17 protein-coding genes are annotated in these 21,079 nt (G+C 46.8%); 2 read left to right on the top strand and 15 right to left on the bottom strand.

What is annotated here, in order from left to right; genetic code table 11:
• Positions 1-107 precede the first annotated feature (107 nt).
• Positions 108-1,448 (top strand): carboxylesterase family protein, encoded by a 1,341-nt coding sequence (locus tag DW183_RS04830; protein WP_118280889.1) that lies wholly within the window; start codon positions 108-110, stop codon positions 1,446-1,448.
• A 25-nt stretch (positions 1,449-1,473) separates the two neighbouring features.
• Here DW183_RS04830 and DW183_RS04825 read toward each other — a convergent pair whose 3' ends face one another.
• The 4 genes from DW183_RS04825 to DW183_RS04810 all read right to left on the bottom strand — a co-directional run bounded on the left by DW183_RS04825 (position 1,474) and on the right by DW183_RS04810 (position 7,236).
• Entirely contained in the window at positions 1,474-3,105 is a 1,632-nt protein-coding gene (locus DW183_RS04825) for a tetratricopeptide repeat-containing diguanylate cyclase (protein ID WP_158573021.1), read from the bottom strand.
• A 294-nt stretch (positions 3,106-3,399) separates the two neighbouring features.
• Positions 3,400-5,589: an ATP-dependent helicase gene (locus DW183_RS04820; RefSeq protein ID WP_118280887.1), complete on the bottom strand. Its 2,190-nt coding sequence runs from the start codon at positions 5,587-5,589 to the stop codon at positions 3,400-3,402.
• Positions 5,590-5,703: 114 nt separating this feature from the next.
• Positions 5,704-5,934, bottom strand: coding sequence for a polya polymerase (locus tag DW183_RS04815; protein WP_118280886.1), 231 nt, complete (start codon positions 5,932-5,934; stop codon positions 5,704-5,706).
• Between the two features lie 144 nt (positions 5,935-6,078).
• Complete coding sequence (locus DW183_RS04810) at positions 6,079-7,236, bottom strand: PucR family transcriptional regulator (protein WP_118280885.1); 1,158 nt, start codon at positions 7,234-7,236, stop codon at positions 6,079-6,081.
• A 207-nt stretch (positions 7,237-7,443) separates the two neighbouring features.
• Here DW183_RS04810 and DW183_RS12425 point away from each other — a divergent pair, with 207 nt between their 5' ends.
• Positions 7,444-7,608, top strand: a complete 165-nt coding sequence (locus DW183_RS12425) for a hypothetical protein (RefSeq protein ID WP_158573020.1) — start codon at positions 7,444-7,446, stop codon at positions 7,606-7,608.
• A 77-nt stretch (positions 7,609-7,685) separates the two neighbouring features.
• Here DW183_RS12425 and DW183_RS04800 read toward each other — a convergent pair whose 3' ends face one another.
• The 11 genes from DW183_RS04800 to DW183_RS04750 form a co-directional block, all read right to left on the bottom strand.
• Positions 7,686-8,666, bottom strand: a complete 981-nt coding sequence (locus DW183_RS04800; RefSeq protein WP_118280883.1) for a diaminopimelate dehydrogenase — start codon at positions 8,664-8,666, stop codon at positions 7,686-7,688.
• 45 nt (positions 8,667-8,711) lie between these two features.
• Positions 8,712-9,398, bottom strand: coding sequence for a 5'-methylthioadenosine/adenosylhomocysteine nucleosidase (locus DW183_RS04795; RefSeq protein WP_118280882.1), 687 nt, complete (start codon positions 9,396-9,398; stop codon positions 8,712-8,714).
• Positions 9,399-9,427: 29 nt separating this feature from the next.
• Positions 9,428-9,886, bottom strand: a complete 459-nt coding sequence (locus DW183_RS04790; RefSeq protein WP_118280881.1) for an S-ribosylhomocysteine lyase — start codon at positions 9,884-9,886, stop codon at positions 9,428-9,430.
• 155 nt (positions 9,887-10,041) lie between these two features.
• Positions 10,042-10,914 carry an N-acetylmuramoyl-L-alanine amidase gene (locus tag DW183_RS04785; RefSeq protein ID WP_118280880.1) on the bottom strand — a complete coding sequence of 291 codons (873 nt, stop codon included), beginning with the start codon at positions 10,912-10,914 and terminating at the stop codon, positions 10,042-10,044.
• Positions 10,915-10,925: 11 nt separating this feature from the next.
• Positions 10,926-12,290 carry a PFL family protein gene (locus tag DW183_RS04780; RefSeq protein WP_118280879.1) on the bottom strand — a complete coding sequence of 455 codons (1,365 nt, stop codon included), beginning with the start codon at positions 12,288-12,290 and terminating at the stop codon, positions 10,926-10,928.
• A gap of 11 nt (positions 12,291-12,301) precedes the next feature.
• Positions 12,302-12,586: an ACT domain-containing protein gene (locus DW183_RS04775; RefSeq protein WP_118280878.1), complete on the bottom strand. Its 285-nt coding sequence runs from the start codon at positions 12,584-12,586 to the stop codon at positions 12,302-12,304.
• A gap of 90 nt (positions 12,587-12,676) precedes the next feature.
• Positions 12,677-13,474 (bottom strand): MBL fold metallo-hydrolase, encoded by a 798-nt coding sequence (locus DW183_RS04770; protein WP_118280877.1) that lies wholly within the window; start codon positions 13,472-13,474, stop codon positions 12,677-12,679.
• A gap of 1 nt (position 13,475) precedes the next feature.
• A complete protein-coding gene (locus DW183_RS04765; protein WP_118280876.1) occupies positions 13,476-15,665 on the bottom strand; it encodes a cell division FtsA domain-containing protein in 2,190 nt (729 codons plus the stop codon).
• A gap of 25 nt (positions 15,666-15,690) precedes the next feature.
• Positions 15,691-16,281, bottom strand: a complete 591-nt coding sequence (coaE, locus tag DW183_RS04760) for a dephospho-CoA kinase (protein ID WP_118280875.1) — start codon at positions 16,279-16,281, stop codon at positions 15,691-15,693.
• 40 nt (positions 16,282-16,321) lie between these two features.
• Positions 16,322-19,084: a DNA polymerase I gene (polA, locus tag DW183_RS04755; RefSeq protein WP_118280874.1), complete on the bottom strand. Its 2,763-nt coding sequence runs from the start codon at positions 19,082-19,084 to the stop codon at positions 16,322-16,324.
• Positions 19,065-20,879, bottom strand: a complete 1,815-nt coding sequence (locus DW183_RS04750; protein ID WP_118280873.1) for an aminopeptidase P family protein — start codon at positions 20,877-20,879, stop codon at positions 19,065-19,067. Before DW183_RS04750 ends, polA begins: the two co-directional genes overlap by 20 nt.
• Between the last annotated feature and the right edge of the window lie 200 nt (positions 20,880-21,079).

Below are 21,079 nucleotides of genomic sequence, written 5' to 3'. Positions count from 1 at the left end.
AATTTTTTAACATTTTTTAATTCTTTTAAAAAATCCTGTCCACACTGGGCTTTTCGTGCTAGAATACAGACAGATCCAAATTTAGGAGTATAAATAAGGAGACGATTATGGAGAACTTTATCACAACCCAGACCAAATGCGGTCAGATCCGTGGCATCCACTGCGACGGCTACGATAAATACCTTGGTATCCGCTACGCAAGCGCCGAGCGTTTTGCCTATGCCGAGCCGGTAGAACACTGGGACGACGTTTACGATGCCACCCATTACGGCAATGTATGTCCGCAGAACCGCACTTTTTACGAACATTTAGAAATCCCGGAACGGCTTTTCTATCACAATGAATTCCGTCAGGGGCAGACCTTCCACTATGACGAGGATTGCCTGAACCTCAACATCTTTTCCCCTGCCGGCGACGGACCTTTCCCGGTACTGGTCTTTATCCACGGAGGCGGCTTTGATTCCGGTGCCAATTATGACAGTGCGATCGACGGTGCTGCCTATGCCAGACGCGGCATTGTTTTTGTATCGATCCACTACCGTGTCAGCATCTTTGGTTATCTGACACATTCAGACATCCGGGAAAAATACGGACGTGACGGCAACTTTGGACTCGACGATCAGTTCACCGCCCTGCAATGGATCAAGGCAAACATCGCTGATTACAAGGGCAATGCCAACAACATCACTGTCATGGGACAGAGTGCCGGTGCTATTTCCATCCAGTACTTAAGCCTCAGTCCAAAATGCCAGGGACTTTACCAGCGTGCCATCATGTTATCCGGTGGCGGCATGTTCCCGAAATTTGCCCTGCCACGCCCATCGGAAAACACCCATGAATACTGGGAAGATCTGATGGCGACCGCCGGTGTTTCAACCTTAGATGAACTAAAGGTCTTAGATACCAAGACCATCTTTACCACGATCGAGGAACTGAAATCCCGTCGCAAGGACAACACCTACAACACCATGCCGGTCGTGGACGGCTATCTGATCAGCGCACCTGTGGATACTCTGATCGATCACCCTCTGCCGATCGACTACATGCTGGGCTACACCAATAATGATATGTATGCCATCATCATGGGACATATCTCCCACAAATATGCCAAGACAAATCACGCCTATCTTTACTACTTTGACATTGATGCTCCCGGCAATGACCATAATGGTGCTTTCCATTCCAGCGACCTTCGTTATGTCTTTGGAACCCTGAACGCATCCCACCGACCTTACGACGCCGAGGATACCAAGGTCTCTGAGGCAATGATCTCCTATATCGTTGCTTTTGCCAAAACAGGCGATCCAAATACAGACCATCTTCCAACCTGGAAGCCTGCCGGTCGTCATGCACTGCATATCAAAAAACCGGCAAGTGCTATTGCCATGGGTCCGACCAACTGGTTAAAATTATTGCATAATACATTAACAAAAGGCGATCCCAAATAAGGGACCGCCTTCTTTTTGTCAGAAACTACTCTGTTATCCAACGTCCTACTTTATAATTATTCTTGCCGTCTTTTTTGACCTGATACAGGAGTTTGTCCGCCGTTGCCAGATAATCCCACAAACGGTTCTTTGTCTCCGGCACGCAGTGACAACATCCTTGCGATAAGGTGATATAATCTACGCCCACAGGGCTTGTGCCCGGCAGTGCGATACGCTCCATATTGCTTTTGAGATGTGCCATCATCTGACAGATCTCCTCGTCTGTCTTGCCGGTATAGACAAGGACAAATTCATCCCCGCCGTAACGTGCGGCAAATACATCCTCATTTTCCTGCACCAGACTGCTGAGAGCATCTGCCACATGCACCAAATAATGATCGCCATCGATATGTCCGTAAGTATCATTGACCGATTTGAAGAAATCAATATCCAAGATCTCAACGCCAAAAGTCGTACCATTGCGGATCGCCTTTGCCAACGCATCTTCTGCATAACTGTGCCAATAAGCACGGTTGGGCAGTCCAGTCAAGGCATCATGGTTGGACTTGATCATGAGTTTTTCATTCTGCTCTGTGATCTCCTTTTGCATATGCATGATGCGCTTGTGCTCATTGTGCGCACTCTCCGCCTGCACGACGGCTTCCAGATTGTAGATGCCACGCTCCCAGTAACTTTCCAGAAAACGCTTGGTATATTCCAGATAGCCGACCTGGTCCTTTAGGATAGCGGCACAACGGATACGTTTTTCCATAAACATACTATAGATAAAGAAAGACGCATTGTCCTGCTCGCACTTTTTGATGAAATAATTGAGGATCCTTGTCACTTCATCGTACTGTTCCAGATCTATATATACCTGAATATAGGCGCGGATATCATCCAGATAATCCGTGTAATTATCACTCTGGTGGAAATCCTTTTGCGCCATGCCAAGATGAAACTCTGCCTTGCTCCGCTCATCACGCGCCAGATAGAGAGTCGCCAAAAAGGTGTGTACGCCAAACTGGACATAAGGAATATCCGGGTTCTTGTAAATATTGTCTATGATGCGCTCACCGCATTCAGTCGCCTCATCGATCTTGCCGATGTTCAAAAGGCAGTAGCCCTTATTACAAAGCATGCAGTTCATATTATTAAAGGTCGTTTCCTTGGTCTCCGCTTCCCCGCTCTTTATGATGTACTCCTCAGCCTCTGCATAATAGAACATGGCTCTCTCGTAGATATTGTTGTAGCGGAAAAGATCTGCCAGATTGGATGCTGCCATCCCATGGATCTGCGCGAAACGATATTCCTTGCTGTAATCAATGCTGGATAAATAATAATCGACCGCCTTGGTAAAATTTCCCATGACAAAATTGCATACACCAAGTACATTGTATGTCCGTGCCACCAACTCATACTCTTGCGTTGCCAACTGGTATTTGATGCCCTCATGCCCACAACTGATCGCGTTGACACAGTCATTGTCCGAGGCATAATACTCCATCATGTAAAAATACGCAAGCGCGAAGAGATAATCAGACTGTTCTCTCGCCGCATACTCAAACAACTTTTCGCAATATCTGCGAAACTGCCGATACAAAGGGGTAAAGATCATTGGAAATCTCTCTTTTACCTCTGCAACGCATGCCTCGATTTCCGGTTCAAACCTTTCCATGATACCGTTTGTTTCCTTCCTCATCTTATGTAAAAAATAGTACGAAAACAGCAGGAACACCCAAAGATCGCCTATGATCTCACATATTCCTGCTGCTCCTAATCCATTTCCCCCCGAATTAGTCATCTATAACTATGATAACACTATTTTCACATTTTTCAAGGATTTCTCTACTCTATTGGATCGTAATCATTTTGCCGATAAATATGCGGTTGCAGAGAAGATCCAGGCAGAACTTTTTGCAAATTTTACCGAATTTATGGAAGAAAAAGTGCCTGCGACCTTCCTGATATACTATAGTTCGTCCTCCTCCACGACCAGATTGCCGTTCAAAAAGCCCCCGGGGTAAGCAAAGGTCTTGTTGATGCCATCAAAAGACACACGGATCTTTCCTGATTTTTCCAAAAGGGCTCCTACCTCGCCCCTGCCGTATTTGCTATGGAGCACGATGTCGCCCGGATGCACGGTAGGGATGATGCCCTGCTTGGAATAGGACTCTCTGCTGGACGCAAAACGCGCCAGTGCCTTTTGTCCATCTGCCTGTAGACTTGTTTTCTTTGGATTGGGTCTTTTGGCTATATGTTCTGCCTCCGCCTCACTTCCACGCAGATCCGGCAGAAACTGCTCTAAAAAAGTCGATTTGGTCTTTGCATGAAAGAGGATCAGATTTTCTTTTGCCCGCGTGACCCCCACATAAAAGAGCCTTCTTTCTTCCTCATACGCCGCAATCTCCTCTTTGTCAGCACTGCGGTAAGATGTCAGGACTGTCTCCGGGAAGATCCCATCCGCCACATCCAGAAGATAGACAGTGTCATATTCCAAGCCCTTGCTGGAGTGTATCGTGGATAAGACCAGTTTTGCCTCTTTATCATCTTCCTTATTGCGCAGGATCTCTGCCAATGCATCCAGCCGTTCTACCAATGCCAAAGGTGATCTTTCTCCCTGTGCTAGCATCTGTAAGATCTCCGTCTTGGTATTTTTTAATCTGGAACGCTCGACATAGTCCAGATATCCCATGGGATTTAGGATACGGAACAGTGCCTTATCTGCGGGCTCCCGCATCATATTTGCCATATGGGTGCGCATAGCTTTGACTTTTCCTGCCGTCCAATCGCCCTCGCCATAATAAGAAAGTGCCGCATCAAAGACACTGATCTCCTCTCTTTTTGCCTGGGCGCAGATGGCTTCCGCATCCGCCTTTTTGATAAAGAACTGTAATTTATAGTAAATCTGCAAAAAGAGTTCCGTATTGGTCGTATCTGTGGCAAAGAGGATGATATTTCTGATATCATTTACAATGCGGTGAGAGAAAAAAGAGATCTCAGCATTCTTGATGCGGTAAGGGATCTCCTGCTTTTCCAAAAGATCGATCAGAGGCAGTGCGCTCTCATTATCGCGATAAAGTACCGCCGTCGTTTTTTGATCCTCCGCATCCTTTTCCATCAGGTTCCGTGCCACTTTGAGCAGATATCCATACTGCCCTTTTCTGCGGGCTATGTCGATCGTACGGATCGTGCCTGCCTCCTGATGCCAAGGACGCATATGTTTTTCGTGACGCAGTGAATTCTGCCGGATAAAGGCATCCGCCGCCGCGACAATACCGGCATCCGACCGGTAATTGGTCTCCATCAAAAGGACACGCGCCCCCGGATAGCGGTCTTCAAAGGAAAGCAGTGCCTCCGGATAGGCGGCACGAAATCCATAGATACTCTGATCTTCATCCCCTACCATAAAGAGATGATGCTCCCTGCCTGCCAGAAATTCTATGATGGCATGCTGGATCTTGGAGGTATCCTGGGCTTCATCCACCATGATATAAGAATAAAGATCCCAGAAGGCATCCAAGAGTGCCGGGGCACTGCGAAACATGGTGTAGGCATAGACCAACTGGTCGTCAAAATCCATGAGACTGCGTGCGCGCATTTCCCGCCGGTATGCCTCATAGATCTTGGCAAGATCATAGTCGCACTCTGCATTCAGACGGGCAATTTCTTCCTTAGACAGCATGCGGTTCTTGATATAGGTGATGCGGGTTGCCAGGTCTGACAAGTCATTCTCACTTGGAAAATCGTGTTCGATCCGCTGATAGATCCCTGCAAGGATCCGCGCCTTTTCTCCCTCATCACTCAGCAGTTCAAATGCCTGCTTCCCTACCATACGGCTATACATGGCAATCGCCTTTGCACAAATGCCATTGATGGTACGAAATTCCACGCGCATGGATAAATCCTCACCAAACATCTTTTTACAGCGTCTTTGCATGTCGCTCTTGGCGGCAACGTTGTAGGTAACGACCAATATTTCTTCCGGTGCGATCCCCTTGCAGTAGACCATATAACCGATGCGGGTCACAAGGACTGTCGTCTTGCCCGATCCCGGAACCGCCAGGAGCAGGGTCGGTTCTTCTATGGCTTGCACCGCCGCCAGTTGCTGGTCATTTAACATAATATGAAATTCTTTGATAAATTCGTCTAGTGTAAGCATATTTTTGAATTATAGCATACTTCTCACTAAATGAAAAAGCATGCATTTGCACATAAAAATACCGCCCGGGGAGTTTCATTCTGCCCCGGGCGATATCTAATGCACTGTGTCTGATTATGCCTCTACAAAGTCAGCCAAAATCTTTGCGTCCTCCTCAGAGCATTCAATGCTACTTCTCAAGAGAATCTCAGGCTTTGCAACCATTGCCACACATACATACTGAGATAATGTAGATTTTAAGTTCAACTTATCCCCCTCACCTGTATGAAGAATGACTTCACCGGCACACTCCTTTGTCTTTTTGATCAACTGCACAATATCAGCGCCATCTTTTAAATCATGCATCTTTTTTCCTCCTCTGCATTTCGTTTTCTATATCATAACGCAGGCAAATAAAATACGAGTACACATTTTCTACATTTCGTATAAAAATTCATCTTTTTTCTGATAAATCTTCGTTTTCTGTCTTTGAAATCACGAAAGAAAGTGTCAATGATTTTTTCTCACGATCAGGCATGCCAGATAATAAGCCATGCGCTCCTCACCCAACTCCAGATCAGCCTGCAGCAATTCCTTGATCTTGCTCATACGGTAAACGATGGTATTTTTGTGAATGAACATCTCATCCGCGACCGCTTTCACACTACCATTATTTTTCAGATAACAAAAGAGTGTCTCCACAAGATCTGCATGATGTCCTGCATCATAGTCCAAAAGAGGCTGTAATGTCTGACTCCCCATCTGCTGCATGAGTAGTTCATCCGTTACCGAATACAGGATCCGCTCGACGCCCAGTTTGTCAAATTGTAAAAAGGTCTGTTTTCTTTGCATGGCTGATCTTAGGGCATATTCCGCTCTGTCGAAGGAAATATGCACATTTGCCACATCCAAAACGGCAGATCCTTCCCCACAATAAATCGTTTTATCCGGCATACGGTGTCTCGTCCGCATGAGAAAGCCCTGTATGATGTCTTCTTTCTGCGTTTCGCTAACTTCGTTCATGATGACGGCAAAATAGCCGTTGTAGTAAAAGAAATGTGCATTATGTGATACATTTTCCATATAAATCTGCAAACGGTAGCCAATTCTCTTGCGATCCAGCGTATCCATGCTGTCCAAGCCCTCCGTTGTAATGAGCACGACTTGAAATTTCCCGTCTACATCAAAGGATGCCGATAATCTTTCACGATATTCTTCGATGCGCTGTGGACTCTCGATGGATTTGATAAAGGCAGACGAAATCTGTTCATCTGTCTCCGTCTGCAAAAAGATCCGCACCGTCAGATCCTTGATCATCTCGGACATCTCGATCACCCAGGGAACCTGTAGCAAAGGCAGATCATGGGCATTGCAGTAGGCGCGCACACTTGCCGGTATTTCCTTTACATAATATCCGGTATTTACCACAAGTCCTGCTGCATGATGCCTGTCCAAGATCTCCACGAGGGAAAGCAGATCTTGCTCCGTGCGAAAGCCCGCCCCCATGGTAACCGCCAATTCCTTGCCTTTAAAATTCTCCATAATGGTCGTATCTTCTACCATCAAGAGCCAGGAGATCGAATTTGCCCAGCCATTTTGCCCTGCCACCAATTCCATTTTATACTTGTCTCTGGCAATGATCAGCATATCTTCCACTGTAAATCCCATTTGTGTTCTCCCAAAGATCGTCTCTTTTGTCCTGCGTTTTCCTACTTCTTGCTATAGTATAGCACCTTTTTGTGCTATCGTCACAAAATTCTTGCTTTTTTTCAAGATTTCAACCCATGGTCTTCTCTATTTATTGTGCTACAATATAGATGTAAACAGAAAAGAGGTTCAACAAAAGTTGAAGGAAGATCGATGGAGGTGTTTGGTATGCTTACTGTAGGTTACATTGATAGTTTGTCAGAACTTGGATTTCGTACTCCTACTCCTGAGTGGGTAAAAACTGAGCGCTATGATTATTGCGATCAGTTGATAGCAAAAAAGGAGAATTTTGTGCAGATGCTATCGGCGTTCTTTTCTAAATTATTTCGCTAATTTCACATCTTTTTAATATTTTTTCCTTTAATAAAAACGCCTGACGGATAAACCGTCAGGCGTTTTGCATTGTCTTCTTATAACATATGTGCACGTAATTCTTCTGCAGAAAGTGGGCTCAGATATGCCGGAGCAATATCAAATACGGTCTTACATCCGCTTACCCCTTCTTCTGACAAACGATAGATGGCTCTGGAAAATGCCAGGATAACAGAAGATGTAAATTCCGGATTGGAATCCAATTTCAAACTATATTCGATTACATGCTTGTGCTCTTTTTCAAGCCCTGTCACACCTGTGCGGAAGACAAATCCACCGTGTGGGATGCCTGCATGATCTCTTGCAAATTCCTCCTCCGTGATAAAATGTACCGTGGTATCATAATCTGCAAAATAGTTTGGCATCGTCTTGATCTCTTCTTCGATTTTTGCAAGATCTGCCCCTTCTTCCGGTACGACAAAACATTCTCTGGTATGTTTCTCGCGCGTGGAGAGTTCCGGATTCTTGCCTGCACGAACCGCCTCTAAAGCGCTCTCTACCGGGATCGTGTACTGTTTGCCGTTTTTTACACCTGCAACACGACGGATCGCATCAGAGTGTCCCTGGCTAACGCCCTTGCCCCAGAAAGTATAGTCCTGACCTTCCGGTAAGACGCTGGCACCATATAAGCGCATCAAAGAGAACATGCCTGGATCCCAGCCACAAGAGATCAATGCCACATGTCCATTTTCTTTTGCCACTTTATCAACTGCTGCAAAATGCTCCGGGATTTTTGCGTGTGTATCAAAACTGTCGATCACATTAAAATACTTTGCATATTCCGGTGTCTGTTTTGGCAGGTCTGTTGCGGAACCACCACAGAGCACCAGTACATCGATCTGGTCTTTTAAATCTTCGATCTCGTCTACAGAATATACTTTTACTCCCTCCGTTGCGGGTGTGATGGACTTTGGATCTCGTCTTGTAATGATACAGGTCAACTCCATGTCATCATTCTGACGGATCGCACTTTCTACACCACGTCCCAGATTACCATAACCTAAAATTCCTACTTTCATGCTGTTACCTCCGTATTCTATTTCTATCTATGCTATCTTTTTGCCTTAGGCAAGTTCTGCGATCACATCAAGGATCACTTCAATGCCAACCTGTGCTGCCTTTTCTGCAAAAGTAGCATAGTCCATTTCTGCGCCTTTTCCATCTGAAATACTGCGCAAAATAGCAAATGGCACTTGATTGACATAACATACTTGTCCGATACTTCCGCCTTCCATCTCTCCTGCAATGGCACCAAACTGCTCGTGCAGATGGTTCTTGGTGCTTTCCTTTGATAAGAAAAGATCACCGGTTGCTATTGTGCCGACTTTATGATTGATGCCCTTGGCTGCCACACATTTTTCAATAACAGAATAAATCTTTTCGTCTGCCGACAGATATACTTCATTTAAACCGGATAAAAGTCCAACCGGATCTCCAAGTGCTGATGTGTTCATGTCATGCTGCACAACCCGGCTTGCAATGGCAACATCCATAACACCCAGTTCATCACACAAAGTTCCTGCTACACCAATGTTGATCACACAGTCCACATGATAAGTCAGGATCATTGCCTCTGCACAGATGGCTGCAAATACTTTTCCAACGCCGCAGACCGCCGCGATCACTTCTTTTCCACCGATCGTACCCTTAGTAAAAGTAACACCACTGACAACTTCGTCTGACACATCTTCCATATGTGCTTTTAAATTGTCAACTTCGATCTGCATTGCTCCGATAATACCAATTTTCATATTGCCTTTACTCCATTTCTCTTGTTTTCCTATTGTGGATAGGTAAATTCCATATTTGTCTGCTTTTTCAGAACTTCCAGATAAGTCCTGCACTCTTCCTTGGCTGCTGCAAGGTCAAGATTGCGGTAATTTCCACATTCTACAGCCGATGCGCCAAAGACCGGTCCTTCATGGTCAAGGATCTCCTGCAAGACCTTTTTGGTGATCTCAAAGACCTGCTTATCGTCCGCATTACGGATCAGCAGATAAAAGCCGGTCTGACATCCCATAGGTCCAAAATAGACCACATCATCCGCGATCTCGGAATTCCGAATGTATGTGGCAAACATATGTTCCACAGAATGCATGGTCAGATCTGACATATAATTGCCCATATTTGGTCGTCTGGTCCGCATATCGTATGTGGTAATGTCGCCATCGACGCGGGAAATATAAAATCCCGGCATCAAAATATCATGATTTATAGTAAAACTCTTGATTCTTTCCATTTTTCCATCCTTTCTACTACATTTTATCCGTGAATGATTATAACACGATTTGTATAGATATCCTACTTTTTTTGTATATTTTTTCACAAAGACAGTTAGCAATAAAAAAGCAGGGATAGATCTTTAAAGATCCATCCCTGCTTCTCCTATTCTTATCATAAACCAAAATACGCGTCTATCCCGTCTGCGATTCCCTGCACCATGCGTGCCTGATAGGCTGGATCTTCCATGTTGACATCATCTGTCGGATTTGTCATGTAGCCCATTTCCAGTATCGTAACCGGAACTGTACTCCAGTTGATGCCCGTCATGGTATCACTGGTGCTGACACCTTGATTGCGCATGCCGGTTGCTCCACAATAAGAATCCAAGATGCACTTGCTCAAATTCCAACTGCTGTCTGCCAGATATGCGATATAAGGGTTGGCAGAGGACGGTGCCAGTGCCATCGCCCCACTCACAGATGCATTATCCACCCCATTGGCATGGATGCGAACTGCAATCTCACCACCTACATTTGTTGCGTACTGCGCACGCTCCATATTGCTGATATTGACATCATGGGATGTGCGTGTCATATAGACCGTATAGCCCCGGTTTTCCAGTTCCGCCTGCAACTGCTGGGAGATAACAAGAGTCAACTGATACTCATAGACACCTGTGGTCGTACCATGTGTACCGCCTGTCACACGCGCCTTCATCGTGGATGAGCCCGGTCCATTTGGCTCTGTGGAAGAATCACCTCTGCCCTGGTGTCCCGGATCGATCACAACCACATGGGAATTGGCGGCAGGTTCTTCGGTCGTCATGTCAGATGCCATATCGTCCTGTTTTTGCTCCTTATCGGTATCCGTTTGGTCTGATGTTGTCTTATCCTCTTCTGTTACAGAATCATCTGCCTGTTCGGAGGTATCCTCTTCCGGCAATATCCCCTTATACTTTTTATAGGCAAAGCCAGCCAGCAGTATCGCACATACAATGGCAAGCAATATAACTAACGGGATCCATCGTTTTTTCTTTATCATCATTTTCACATATTCTAGTTTTTAAAACTATGTACCGGTGCCGGAATGCGTCCTTTGCGGTTTACAAAGGCATCACATCCATACGAATTGACCGGCATAATCGGTGCATATCCCAAAAGTCCACCAAACTCTACGGTCTCGCCTACGCCCTTGCCAATAACCGGGATCAGACGAACAGCGGTCGTCTTCTGGTTGATCATGCCGATCGCCATCTCATCTGCGATGATACCAGAGATCGTCGTTGCCTTGGTATCGCCCGGAATGGCGATCATATCAAGTCCTACGGAGCAGACACAGGTCATTGCTTCCAACTTCTCTAATGTAAGCGCACCTGCGGTAACTGCATCGATCATACCCTGATCTTCGCTAACCGGAATAAAGGCACCACTCAAACCACCAACGTATGAAGATGCCATGATACCACCCTTCTTGACCTGATCATTTAAAAGAGCAAGCGCTGCTGTTGTTCCCGGTGCTCCTGCATACTCCAGACCGATCTCCTCTAAAATCCCTGCTACACTGTCACCGATCGCCGGTGTCGGTGCTAAGGACAGGTCGATAATACCAAACGGAATACCCAGACGCTTGGATGCCTCCTGTGCGACCAACTGTCCTACACGCGTCACCTTAAAAGCTGTCTTTTTGATGGTCTCACAAAGGACTTCAAAACTCTCGCCACGCACAGCTTCCAAGGCTGTCTTTACAACGCCCGGTCCACTGACACCGACATTGATGATAGCATCTGCCTCGGTCACACCATGGAAAGCCCCTGCCATAAATGGATTGTCATCCGGTGCATTACAAAATACCACCAGTTTGGCACAACCAAGAGAATCCTGTTCCTTGGTATATTGTGCGGTTTCTTTTACCATCTGTCCCATCAGACGGACAGCATCCATATTGATACCGGTCTTAGTAGATCCCACATTCACGGAACTACACACGAAATCTGTGCATGCCAATGCCTGTGGAATAGAACGGATCATATTTTCCTCTGCAGGCGTCATCCCCTTGGATACCAGTGCGGAATAGCCACCGATAAAGTTCACGCCCACGGTCTTTGCCGCGCGATCCAAGGTCTTTGCGATCGTCACATAATCTTCCGGGCTCTTACATGCTGCGGAACCAACCAGTGCGATCGGGGTAACGGAAATACGCTTGTTTACGATCGGAATGCAATAATCGTTCTCGATCTCCTTACCGACTTTGACCAGATCCTTTGCTACGGTCGTGATCTTATTGTAGATGTTGGTATTTAACTGATCCAGATCCGAATCCATACAATCTAAAAGGCTGATACCAATGGTAATCGTACGCACATCCAGATTTTCCTGTTCTACCATTTTGTTTGTCTCGTTGACTTCACCAAAATTAATCATGATACTCTCCTTTAGATTCTATGCATTTTTTCAAAAATCTCTTCACGCTGACATTTTACATCAACGCCAATCTTTTCTCCCAATTCACGCAGATCTGCCTGGCACTCTGCAAAAGGTTTTTGACATGCAGCAAAATCCACGATCATCATCATATTAAAATAATCCTGTACGATGGTCTGTGAAATATCCAGTACGTTGATGCCATTCTCTGCCAAGTATGTGCAGATTCCTGCAATAATGCCTACGGTATCTTTGCCTACTACTGTGATAATTGTTTTCTGTGTGTTTTTCTCCATGTCAATTCTCCTTTTATTTTTGATCTATGATTATAGTTGTATAAACTATAACACCAATTTCAGTTTCTGCCAAATAAAATCTGTCTTTATCTAAAGCCGGATCAGACTGGATGGTCTGTCCCTCTTTGCCACCTCGATAGGGAAATCATTGCCCCGGTACGGATTATCCCCTAAGGAAATCTCTAAGCGGACAGTCTCATATGCCAGTTCATCATAATTATTTTCTTTGGACAGATGTCCCAATAAAATATGCTGCATGCCATCGTGAAGGATCTGTCCCAATAACTGTCCGCTGGTCTCATTGGACAGATGTCCCCGCTCACCCAGGATGCGCTGCTTTAAAGGATAGGGATAAGCCCCCACCTGCAACATATGGATATCATGATTTGCCTCAAGCAGCAGGGCATCCAAGCCCTCCATATGTGAGACAATATCAGCATCATAATAGCCCAGATCTGTCACAACGCCCACACGATGTCTGCCATCTGAGACAAGATAGGCGACCGGATCTGCTGCATCGTGTGAGATCGACATGGGATAGATCTCCAGATTTCCAATGAAAAAGGTCTTGCCCGCCTCGATCACATGAAATAAAGACGGATCGATCTTTCCAACCGATGATGATTGCAGGATGGCATCTGCCGTCCCCTTTGTCGCATAGATCGGCAGTCCGTATTTGCGCGCGACCACGCCCAAGCCCTGTATATGGTCACTATGTTCATGTGTGATCAGCACCCCATCCATATCCGATGTGGTGTAATCATATGTATTCATTCCCTCCTCAATACGCTTGCCGCTGATCCCGGCATCTATCATCACGTGGCACTGATCGCTTCCCAGACAGATGCAGTTGCCACTGCTGCCACTGGCTACACTAAAAAAATCCATCTTATGACTCTTTCCAATAAACTAAGATATCATCCCCCTCATGAAGTTCGTCTGAATATCCGCACGGCGCGCCATTGATCGTCGTTACGATCGGTCTGCCGCCACCCGCGTGCACATCAAAATCGATCACATTGAAGATGTCTACAAAAATATAACTGCTCTTGCCACTCAAATATACCGGTTCATGGTTGACTGTTACATGCAGCCCGGCTTCTTCAGGTGCTTTTTCCTCTGCGGCGGTTTCCTTTGCCGAACTATCTCCGCCGGATGCACCTGCGCCCGCCTGCTTTGCCTCGTCAGGGGCTTCTGCCTGCGTGCCGCCATCTGCCTGTGCCTCAGAACCAAAGCCGTATTTGCTGGCATGTTTTAACTGATCTAAGATATTGCTCGCCTGGCTTCCTGTCTCCTTTGCCTGTACCGGCGCTGCACCAAAAGCAAGTACCGTCCAGTCGATCGAGAAATTCTCATAGATCAAAGACTCCAGCGTAGCCGGTCGGTTGTTGACCAGGATCTCACGATCCGGGTCGACCTCCACATCCATAAACTCTGCCAACTGACCTACGGTATAAAAACTACGGGTCTCGATCACATCACCCTCCTGAATCTCATAAGAGCCCGGCTCTAATGAACCATTGACCTCCATGAACTTCGGACACATCACATGTTTGCCACAGACTTCAAATGCCATGGTATTGCCGGCATACTCGTCCAATTCCTCGATCGTGCAGACTGCTTCCTCTCCTGCCGTTGACGGCTCTATGGTAATAAAACAGTTAAACTCAAGCGGCGTATTCATACCGACAGTCACATCATTCATCTTGACCACAGCAGACTCGCCCTCGCCGCCACGCACCATACGAGGCGTTCCATTGACCGTAAAATGGATTTCACGGCCACGGCGCGGGAATAGTTCCTCTGTCGTAAATCCTGCCTGCATAGCGGCATCTACGACTGTCAAATGACCATTGTCATATAACTTCATCATTTCTCCGTTGAAATGGATCATGATAAAGTTGTTTTTCTGCTCATAATAGTTGAGGCAGATACCGATCGGTGTCACAAGCAGCGGATCCTTTTTGATGCCTTCCTGCTCAAAAATGATATTCTTCATGACTTCCTCGCCACGGAGGGCAACACGCTCCGGTACGATATCCAGTTTCTTGGCAAGGGACTCTGTATAGCCGTGAATCTTGCCACCACCACCAACGATAAATGCCGCACTAACAGACTTATCGCCATTCAGTTCGCGGATCTTGTTTGCTACTTCTGTCGTCATTTTCTCACGCACGACCTCAGTCAGTTTCCATACTTCCTCTGCAGATACAGTATGGGAGATCCCCATGATGTCCTCATAGGTCACTTCGTCTAAAGTACTGGAATCCAACTTAATCTGCTCTGCGGTAGCAAAGTCGACCAGATATGCCTGTACGATCACTTCCGTCAACTCATCACCCGCAAACGGGATCATGCCATAGGCGATGATGCTTCCGTCTCTGGTGATACAGATATCGGAAGTACCGGCGCCCACATCCACCAGTGCGATATTTAACATCCTAAAATTCTCTGGGATTGCCACATTGATAGCAGCAATAGGCTCGAGGGTCAGGTTTGCCACCTGTAGTCCTGCACGCTCTACCGCAGAATACAATCCATCTACAACATCTTCCGGCAGGAAAGTCACAATGATGATCTCGTCGATCTTGTTTGCCTTATGCCCTTCCAGACTGGAGAACAATTCATCATTCAGATAATATTTCATGACAGAATAACCGACACAATAGAATTTGTATCTGTTATCGCCCTCAGCAAGCAGTTCCTGCTGCGCCTGATCGATCCCCATCAGATCCAAGGTATGTAAGTCTTCGCCCGTAACAACCGTTTCTTCCGGATATTCGTAGGTCACCTGTGTTGTCACCGTACGCAGGACACGACCAGCCGCCGCGATACATACCTGTGTCAGGCTTGTCCCGATCGCTTCTTCCAAGACCTCCTTGACCTCACGGATGGTATCTCCCACGCGCCCGATGTCATGGATCTGTCCGTCCAACATGGATCTTGTCTGGTGTTCCCTCACACACTGGGCGATCACATGAAAGCCGTCGTCCGCCTGATAGCCCACCGTTCCGACGACATTTCGCGTTCCGATATCCAGTCCAAAAATGATATCTTCCAATGGATTCTTTTCATTCATAAATCTGCTCTCCTCTATCACTTTCCTATCCTAAGATCTGCCGTACCTGTGCCTGCGTCCCTTCCATACTTCCACTGCTGTCGATCACATGGGCACATGCCTGCCGAAAGGCTTTCTCCGGCATCTGGCTGGCGAAGATCTGATCTATCTTTTCGTCCGTGTAACCTCTGTCACGTTTCAGACGCATCCTCCGCTCGTCCTCTGAAGCATAGATATACCACAATTCATCACAGACTTCCTCGTAATGATCCTCTAAAAGAAGCGCTGCCTCGAAGAAAAAATAGTCCAACCTGCCTTGATTTCTCGCCTCTTTGACCTGTGCCAATACACATTCCTTGACCGCAGGATGGACAATGGCATTGACCTGTGCGCGCACCTCTTCTTTTGAAAAAAGCAGGCGCGCCATGCTCTCTTTTTCTATCCGTCCGGCTCCATCAAAGACCTGATAAGGACTTAGCAGGTCTACCAGCGCACCGTAGCAGATGCTCCCTGGCTCCATCAATGACTTTGCCAGATCATCTGCTAAAGCAATATGACATTTGTAATTTTCCTTCAAATACGCCAGTACCGTCGACTTTCCGGCACCGACACCTCCGGTGATCCCTATAAACTTCATAATCTACTCCATTGTATCATTTTCTACAGGCAAAACAAAGTTATTTTGCATCATACCATGTATAGCCGGTATGCATATCGATCGTCAACGGCACTGCCAGTTTTGCAGCACCTTCCATCTCTTCCTGCAGGATCTTTTTTACCACCGGCAACTCTTCCTCTTTTGCCTCGATCAAAAGTTCATCATGCACCTGCAAAAGAAGTCTGGATGCCAAGCCTTCTTTTTGTAAACGGTCATGCACATGCACCATGGCGATCTTGATGATATCCGCCGCAGTTCCCTGGATTGGAGAGTTCATCGCGATACGTTCACCAAACTGGCGCTGCATAAAATTGCTGGATGAAAGTTCCGGAATCGGCCGGATACGCCCATACATGGTCTTGACCTCTCCTGCTTCCTTGCCCTCTGCTACCAGCCCATCCAAAAATTCTTTCATGCGCGGATAAGCCAGAAAATAATCATCGATATACTTGCCAGCCTCTTTCTTGCTGATACCGAGATCCCGGCTCAATCCAAAGGCACTGATCCCATAGACGATACCAAAGTTGACCGCCTTGGCATTGCGTCTTTGTAATTCTGTGACATCCTCAAAGGCTGTGTGGAATACCAGTGACGCTGTAGACCTGTGGATATCCTGTCCCTGCAAAAAGGCATGGATCAGGTTCTGATCCCCTGACATATGGGATAAGACACGCAGTTCGATCTGGGAATAATCTGCATCCACAAAGACAAAACCATCCTTTGGATGAAAGACCTTGCGGATCAACTTGCCTAGTTCCATGCGGATCGGTATATTCTGTAAATTTGGCTCCGTACTGCTGATACGGCCGGTTGCCGTAACGGTCTGCTGGAAGGAAGAATGGATCCGTCCGTCCGGCGCAATACAATTTGAAAGTCCTTCTGCATAAGTCGATTTCAGTTTTGCCAGTTGGCGGTATTCTAAAATGTCTGCCACGATCGGATAGTCCGGTGCCAGATTTTCTAAGACATCTGCCGCCGTAGAATAGCCGGTCTTTGTCTTCTTGCCACCCGGCATCCCCATCTTTTCAAAAAGGATAAGTCCCAACTGCTTTGGCGAATTGATGTTGAACTCTTCTCCGGCTTCGTCATAGATCTTTTGCTCTAATTCCACCAGACGTCCCATCAGGCGTCCGCCATATTCTTCCAAGGCTTTAGCATCAATCGCAATGCCTTCCAGTTCCATATCTGCCAGTGTAAAGATCAGCGGCAGTTCGACATCCCGATACAGATCATCCATCTGCTTTTCTTTCAGGCTTTCCCACTGCATACCAGCCACACGGCTGCAGATATATGCCTCATAGCAGGCATAGGAGCAAAATTCCTTTGGCATTTCTTCCAATGCCTGCGCCAGACTTCTCTTGCCAAAGGTCTCCCCATAGCCCGGCACACTGATACCCAGATATTCGCTCGCCAGATCTTCTGCTACATAGGTATTCTTGAGCGGCTGCAACAGATACTCTGCCACTGCCACATCATAGACATTCTCATAATGTAAAAACCGCTCCTGCAAATGCGGTGTACAGATCTTTATGGCTTCCTTGACATTCATACATGCCAGACGCTTTCCCTGTGCTATCAGATGCTCTAAGACCTGCGTTATGCAGGAAATATCATCCATCGGTGCCCACAGACTCTTTTCTCCATCTGAAAGTGCTATACCGTAAATCTCGTATTCCTGACAGGCATCTTCCGATATTTTCTGACTTGTAAAGAGGGATAACTGCCCATCGCCGTCCTTGGCAAGTGACGCATCCTCCCACTCCTTGGCACTGCGCTGTCTCCATGCCAGATACAGACCAATATAAGATGCCTGCCCCTTCGCCAATTCCTCTGCAAAAGCAGTCAGGCTCTGTGTATCCTCTGCCTGTGAGAAGGCATCTTCCGCTACATTCCTTGGTGCCTGGATCTGAAATCTGCCTAAAAGATTCTTGAACTCCCATTCCTTGCACAGCGCATATGCCTCCGGGGTAAAGATATCCGTAAGTCTTGCCGCTTGCAAATCATAGGTGATGTCCGCGTGCACCTCAATGGTCGCCAATTCCTTTGACATGACCGCCTGATCGTAAAACTCCACGATATTCTTGGCGGCACGCGGCGGGCGTAACTGATCTGCTGCCTCATGTGCTGCCTCGATCGAATGATACTGGGAAATGATGGCTGTTGCCGTCTTTTCACCGATCCCCGGTACGCCAGGGATGTTATCCGCAGTATCTCCCATCAAAGCCTTGACATCGATAAACTCCGTCGGTGTCACCAGATAACGCTCTGCCACATCGGCTGCATAATAATTCTCAATCTCCGTACCCGTCTTTTTGGTCTTTGGAATACTGATCTTGGTATGGTCTGTTGCCAGTTGCAGAAGATCCCTATCGCCGGAGACGATCGTGACTTCCATGCCCTGATCTTCAGCAAGGCGCGCCATAGTACCCAGAAGGTCGTCCGCTTCCAGTCCCTCTTTGGAGATCACCGTGATCCCCATTGCGGTAAGCATCTGCTTCATCATAGGAACCTGTTGACGCAGTTCATCTGCCATAGGCTTTCTCGTGCCCTTGTATTCTGCAAACATCTTGTGACGAAAAGTCGGTGCATGCTCATCAAAGGCTACGGTCAGATAGGACGGCTTTTCCGTGTCCATGATCTTGAACATGATATTTAAAAATCCATAGACCGCATTGGTATGCTGTCCTGCTGCATTGGTCAGATCCGGCAGTCCAAAAAAAGCACGGTTTAAAATGCTGTGTCCATCTATGAGTAATAACTTATTAGATTGCTCTTGTTTCATACTGTAGCCATTCCTTTTCCTTGTCATCTAAATATGGACTCAGGGTATCATAGACCTGTCTGTGATAAGTATTGAGCCAGTCTCTCTCTTTGTCTGTCATCATGTCCGGCAGTACTGCATCCAGATCGATCGGGGCAAAGGTCAGGTTCTGGAACTGATAATACTGACCATACTCTGTCTTTTCTGCCTCGACACAAAGAAGTTCGTTCTCGATGCGGATACCATAACCGCCTTCTTCATAGAAGCCCGGCTCATCCGTTGTGATCATGCCCGGGATCAACTCCTGGGATGGGAACATATCAGTCGTGCGCCAACGGAATGCATTTGGTCCTTCATGCACATTTAAGATATGGCCTACGCCATGTCCGGTTCCACAACGGTAATCTAAGCCCAAATCCCAGAGCGGTCCTCTGGCGATCGCATCCAGATTGGTCCCAGATACGCCCTTTGGAAATTTTGCATGTGCCAGACGCAGGTGTCCCTTTAATACCAGCGTATACACCTTTTTGATCTCATCGGAAATCGGTCCTAAGACGATGGTTCTGGTAATATCAGTCGTACCCCCCAGATAATGTCCGCCGGAATCCACAAGCAGCATGCCTTCCGGTGCAAGTGTTGCATGATCTTCCGGTGTTGCTGAATAATGCATCATGGCAGCATTGGCACCATATGCACTGATGGTATCGAAACTCAGATCCAAAAATCCCGGCTGTTCCTCTCTGCGCTCCTGCAGATAATCAGACGCACTGATCTCTGTCATTGGTTCGCTGCCGACATTGGTCTTGAGATAATGAATAAACTTAGTCACGGCAAGACCATCATAAATATGGGCCTCGATCGTGTTTGCAACCTCTGTCTCATTCTTGATGGCACGCATCAGTTCTGATGGATCATGTCCCTCAAGGATCTGATCCTGACTGACAAGGCTCATAAGTTTGGCATTGATAGTTCCCGGATTTAAGAGAACCTTTCCTCCTGCTTCCTGCACGCGCTGAGGCAACTCATCATAAACTGCATCATACGGACGCAGTGTAAAACCACATTCTGCCAGATAATCTCTGACTTCCTCCGGCCACTTCTCATAGAAGGCATACAGGATAGCATCCTGTCCCGTCAAAAAGAGGAAAGACAAAAATACAGGTACATGCGAAATATCACCGCCACGCAAGTTGGTGATCCATGCAATATCATAAAGGCTGCCGACCAGATGGCTGTCTGCTCCCTTTTTCTTTAATTCTGCACGGATACGCGCCAATTTATCCTGGGTAGACTCCCCTGCATACTGCTGACGTAAAACAAAGACCGGCTCCTGTGGAAGGGCAGGACGATTCTCCCAGATCTCGGCGATCAGATTCTCATCCATGGCGATCTTGCCGGACTTTTTCTCAGCGATCCCACGCAACTCCTTGGCTTCTCCCGCTGCCATGCAGGCACCGTCAAAACCGATCGTAGCGCCCTCTTTCAGATGCTCCTCTACAAACTCCATGACGGTCGGCACTTCCGGCTCTCCTATACGGTATAAGGTCACATCACTGCCTGCCACCTGTGCAGCCGCCTGCACAAAATAACGTCCGTCTGTCCATACACCGGCTTCCTCTAAAGTGATCACCGCCGTACCAGCAGATCCTGTGAAACCTGTGATATAAGCACGACACTTATAGTGTTCTCCGACATACTCGGAAATATGATCATCGGAAGTCGGAACGACATAGACCATGATCCCCTTTTCCTGCATCAGGCGGCGCAGAGCACGCAGTCTTTCATTGATGACCTGTGGATCGATTTTTTTGCTCATAATACATACATCTCCTTTTCTATTGCACTAGGCAAACATGACACTTCTGCCATGTTCCACTCATAAAATCTAACTGATGTATTATACCACAACTAAGCCGCCTCTTCCATAAATTCGTAGTAATCCGCCTCACTTGCAAATAAAATGTATTCCCCATCTACATATCCCATAAATCCGCTTCCTACTGTGTATCCTTTCAT

Source organism: Roseburia sp. AM16-25, assembly GCF_003473825.1.
Classification (GTDB): domain Bacteria; phylum Bacillota; class Clostridia; order Lachnospirales; family Lachnospiraceae; genus Pararoseburia; species Pararoseburia lenta.
The sequence above is the reverse complement of the archived record's forward strand: the minus strand, read 5'-3'. Positions and strand labels throughout refer to the sequence as shown.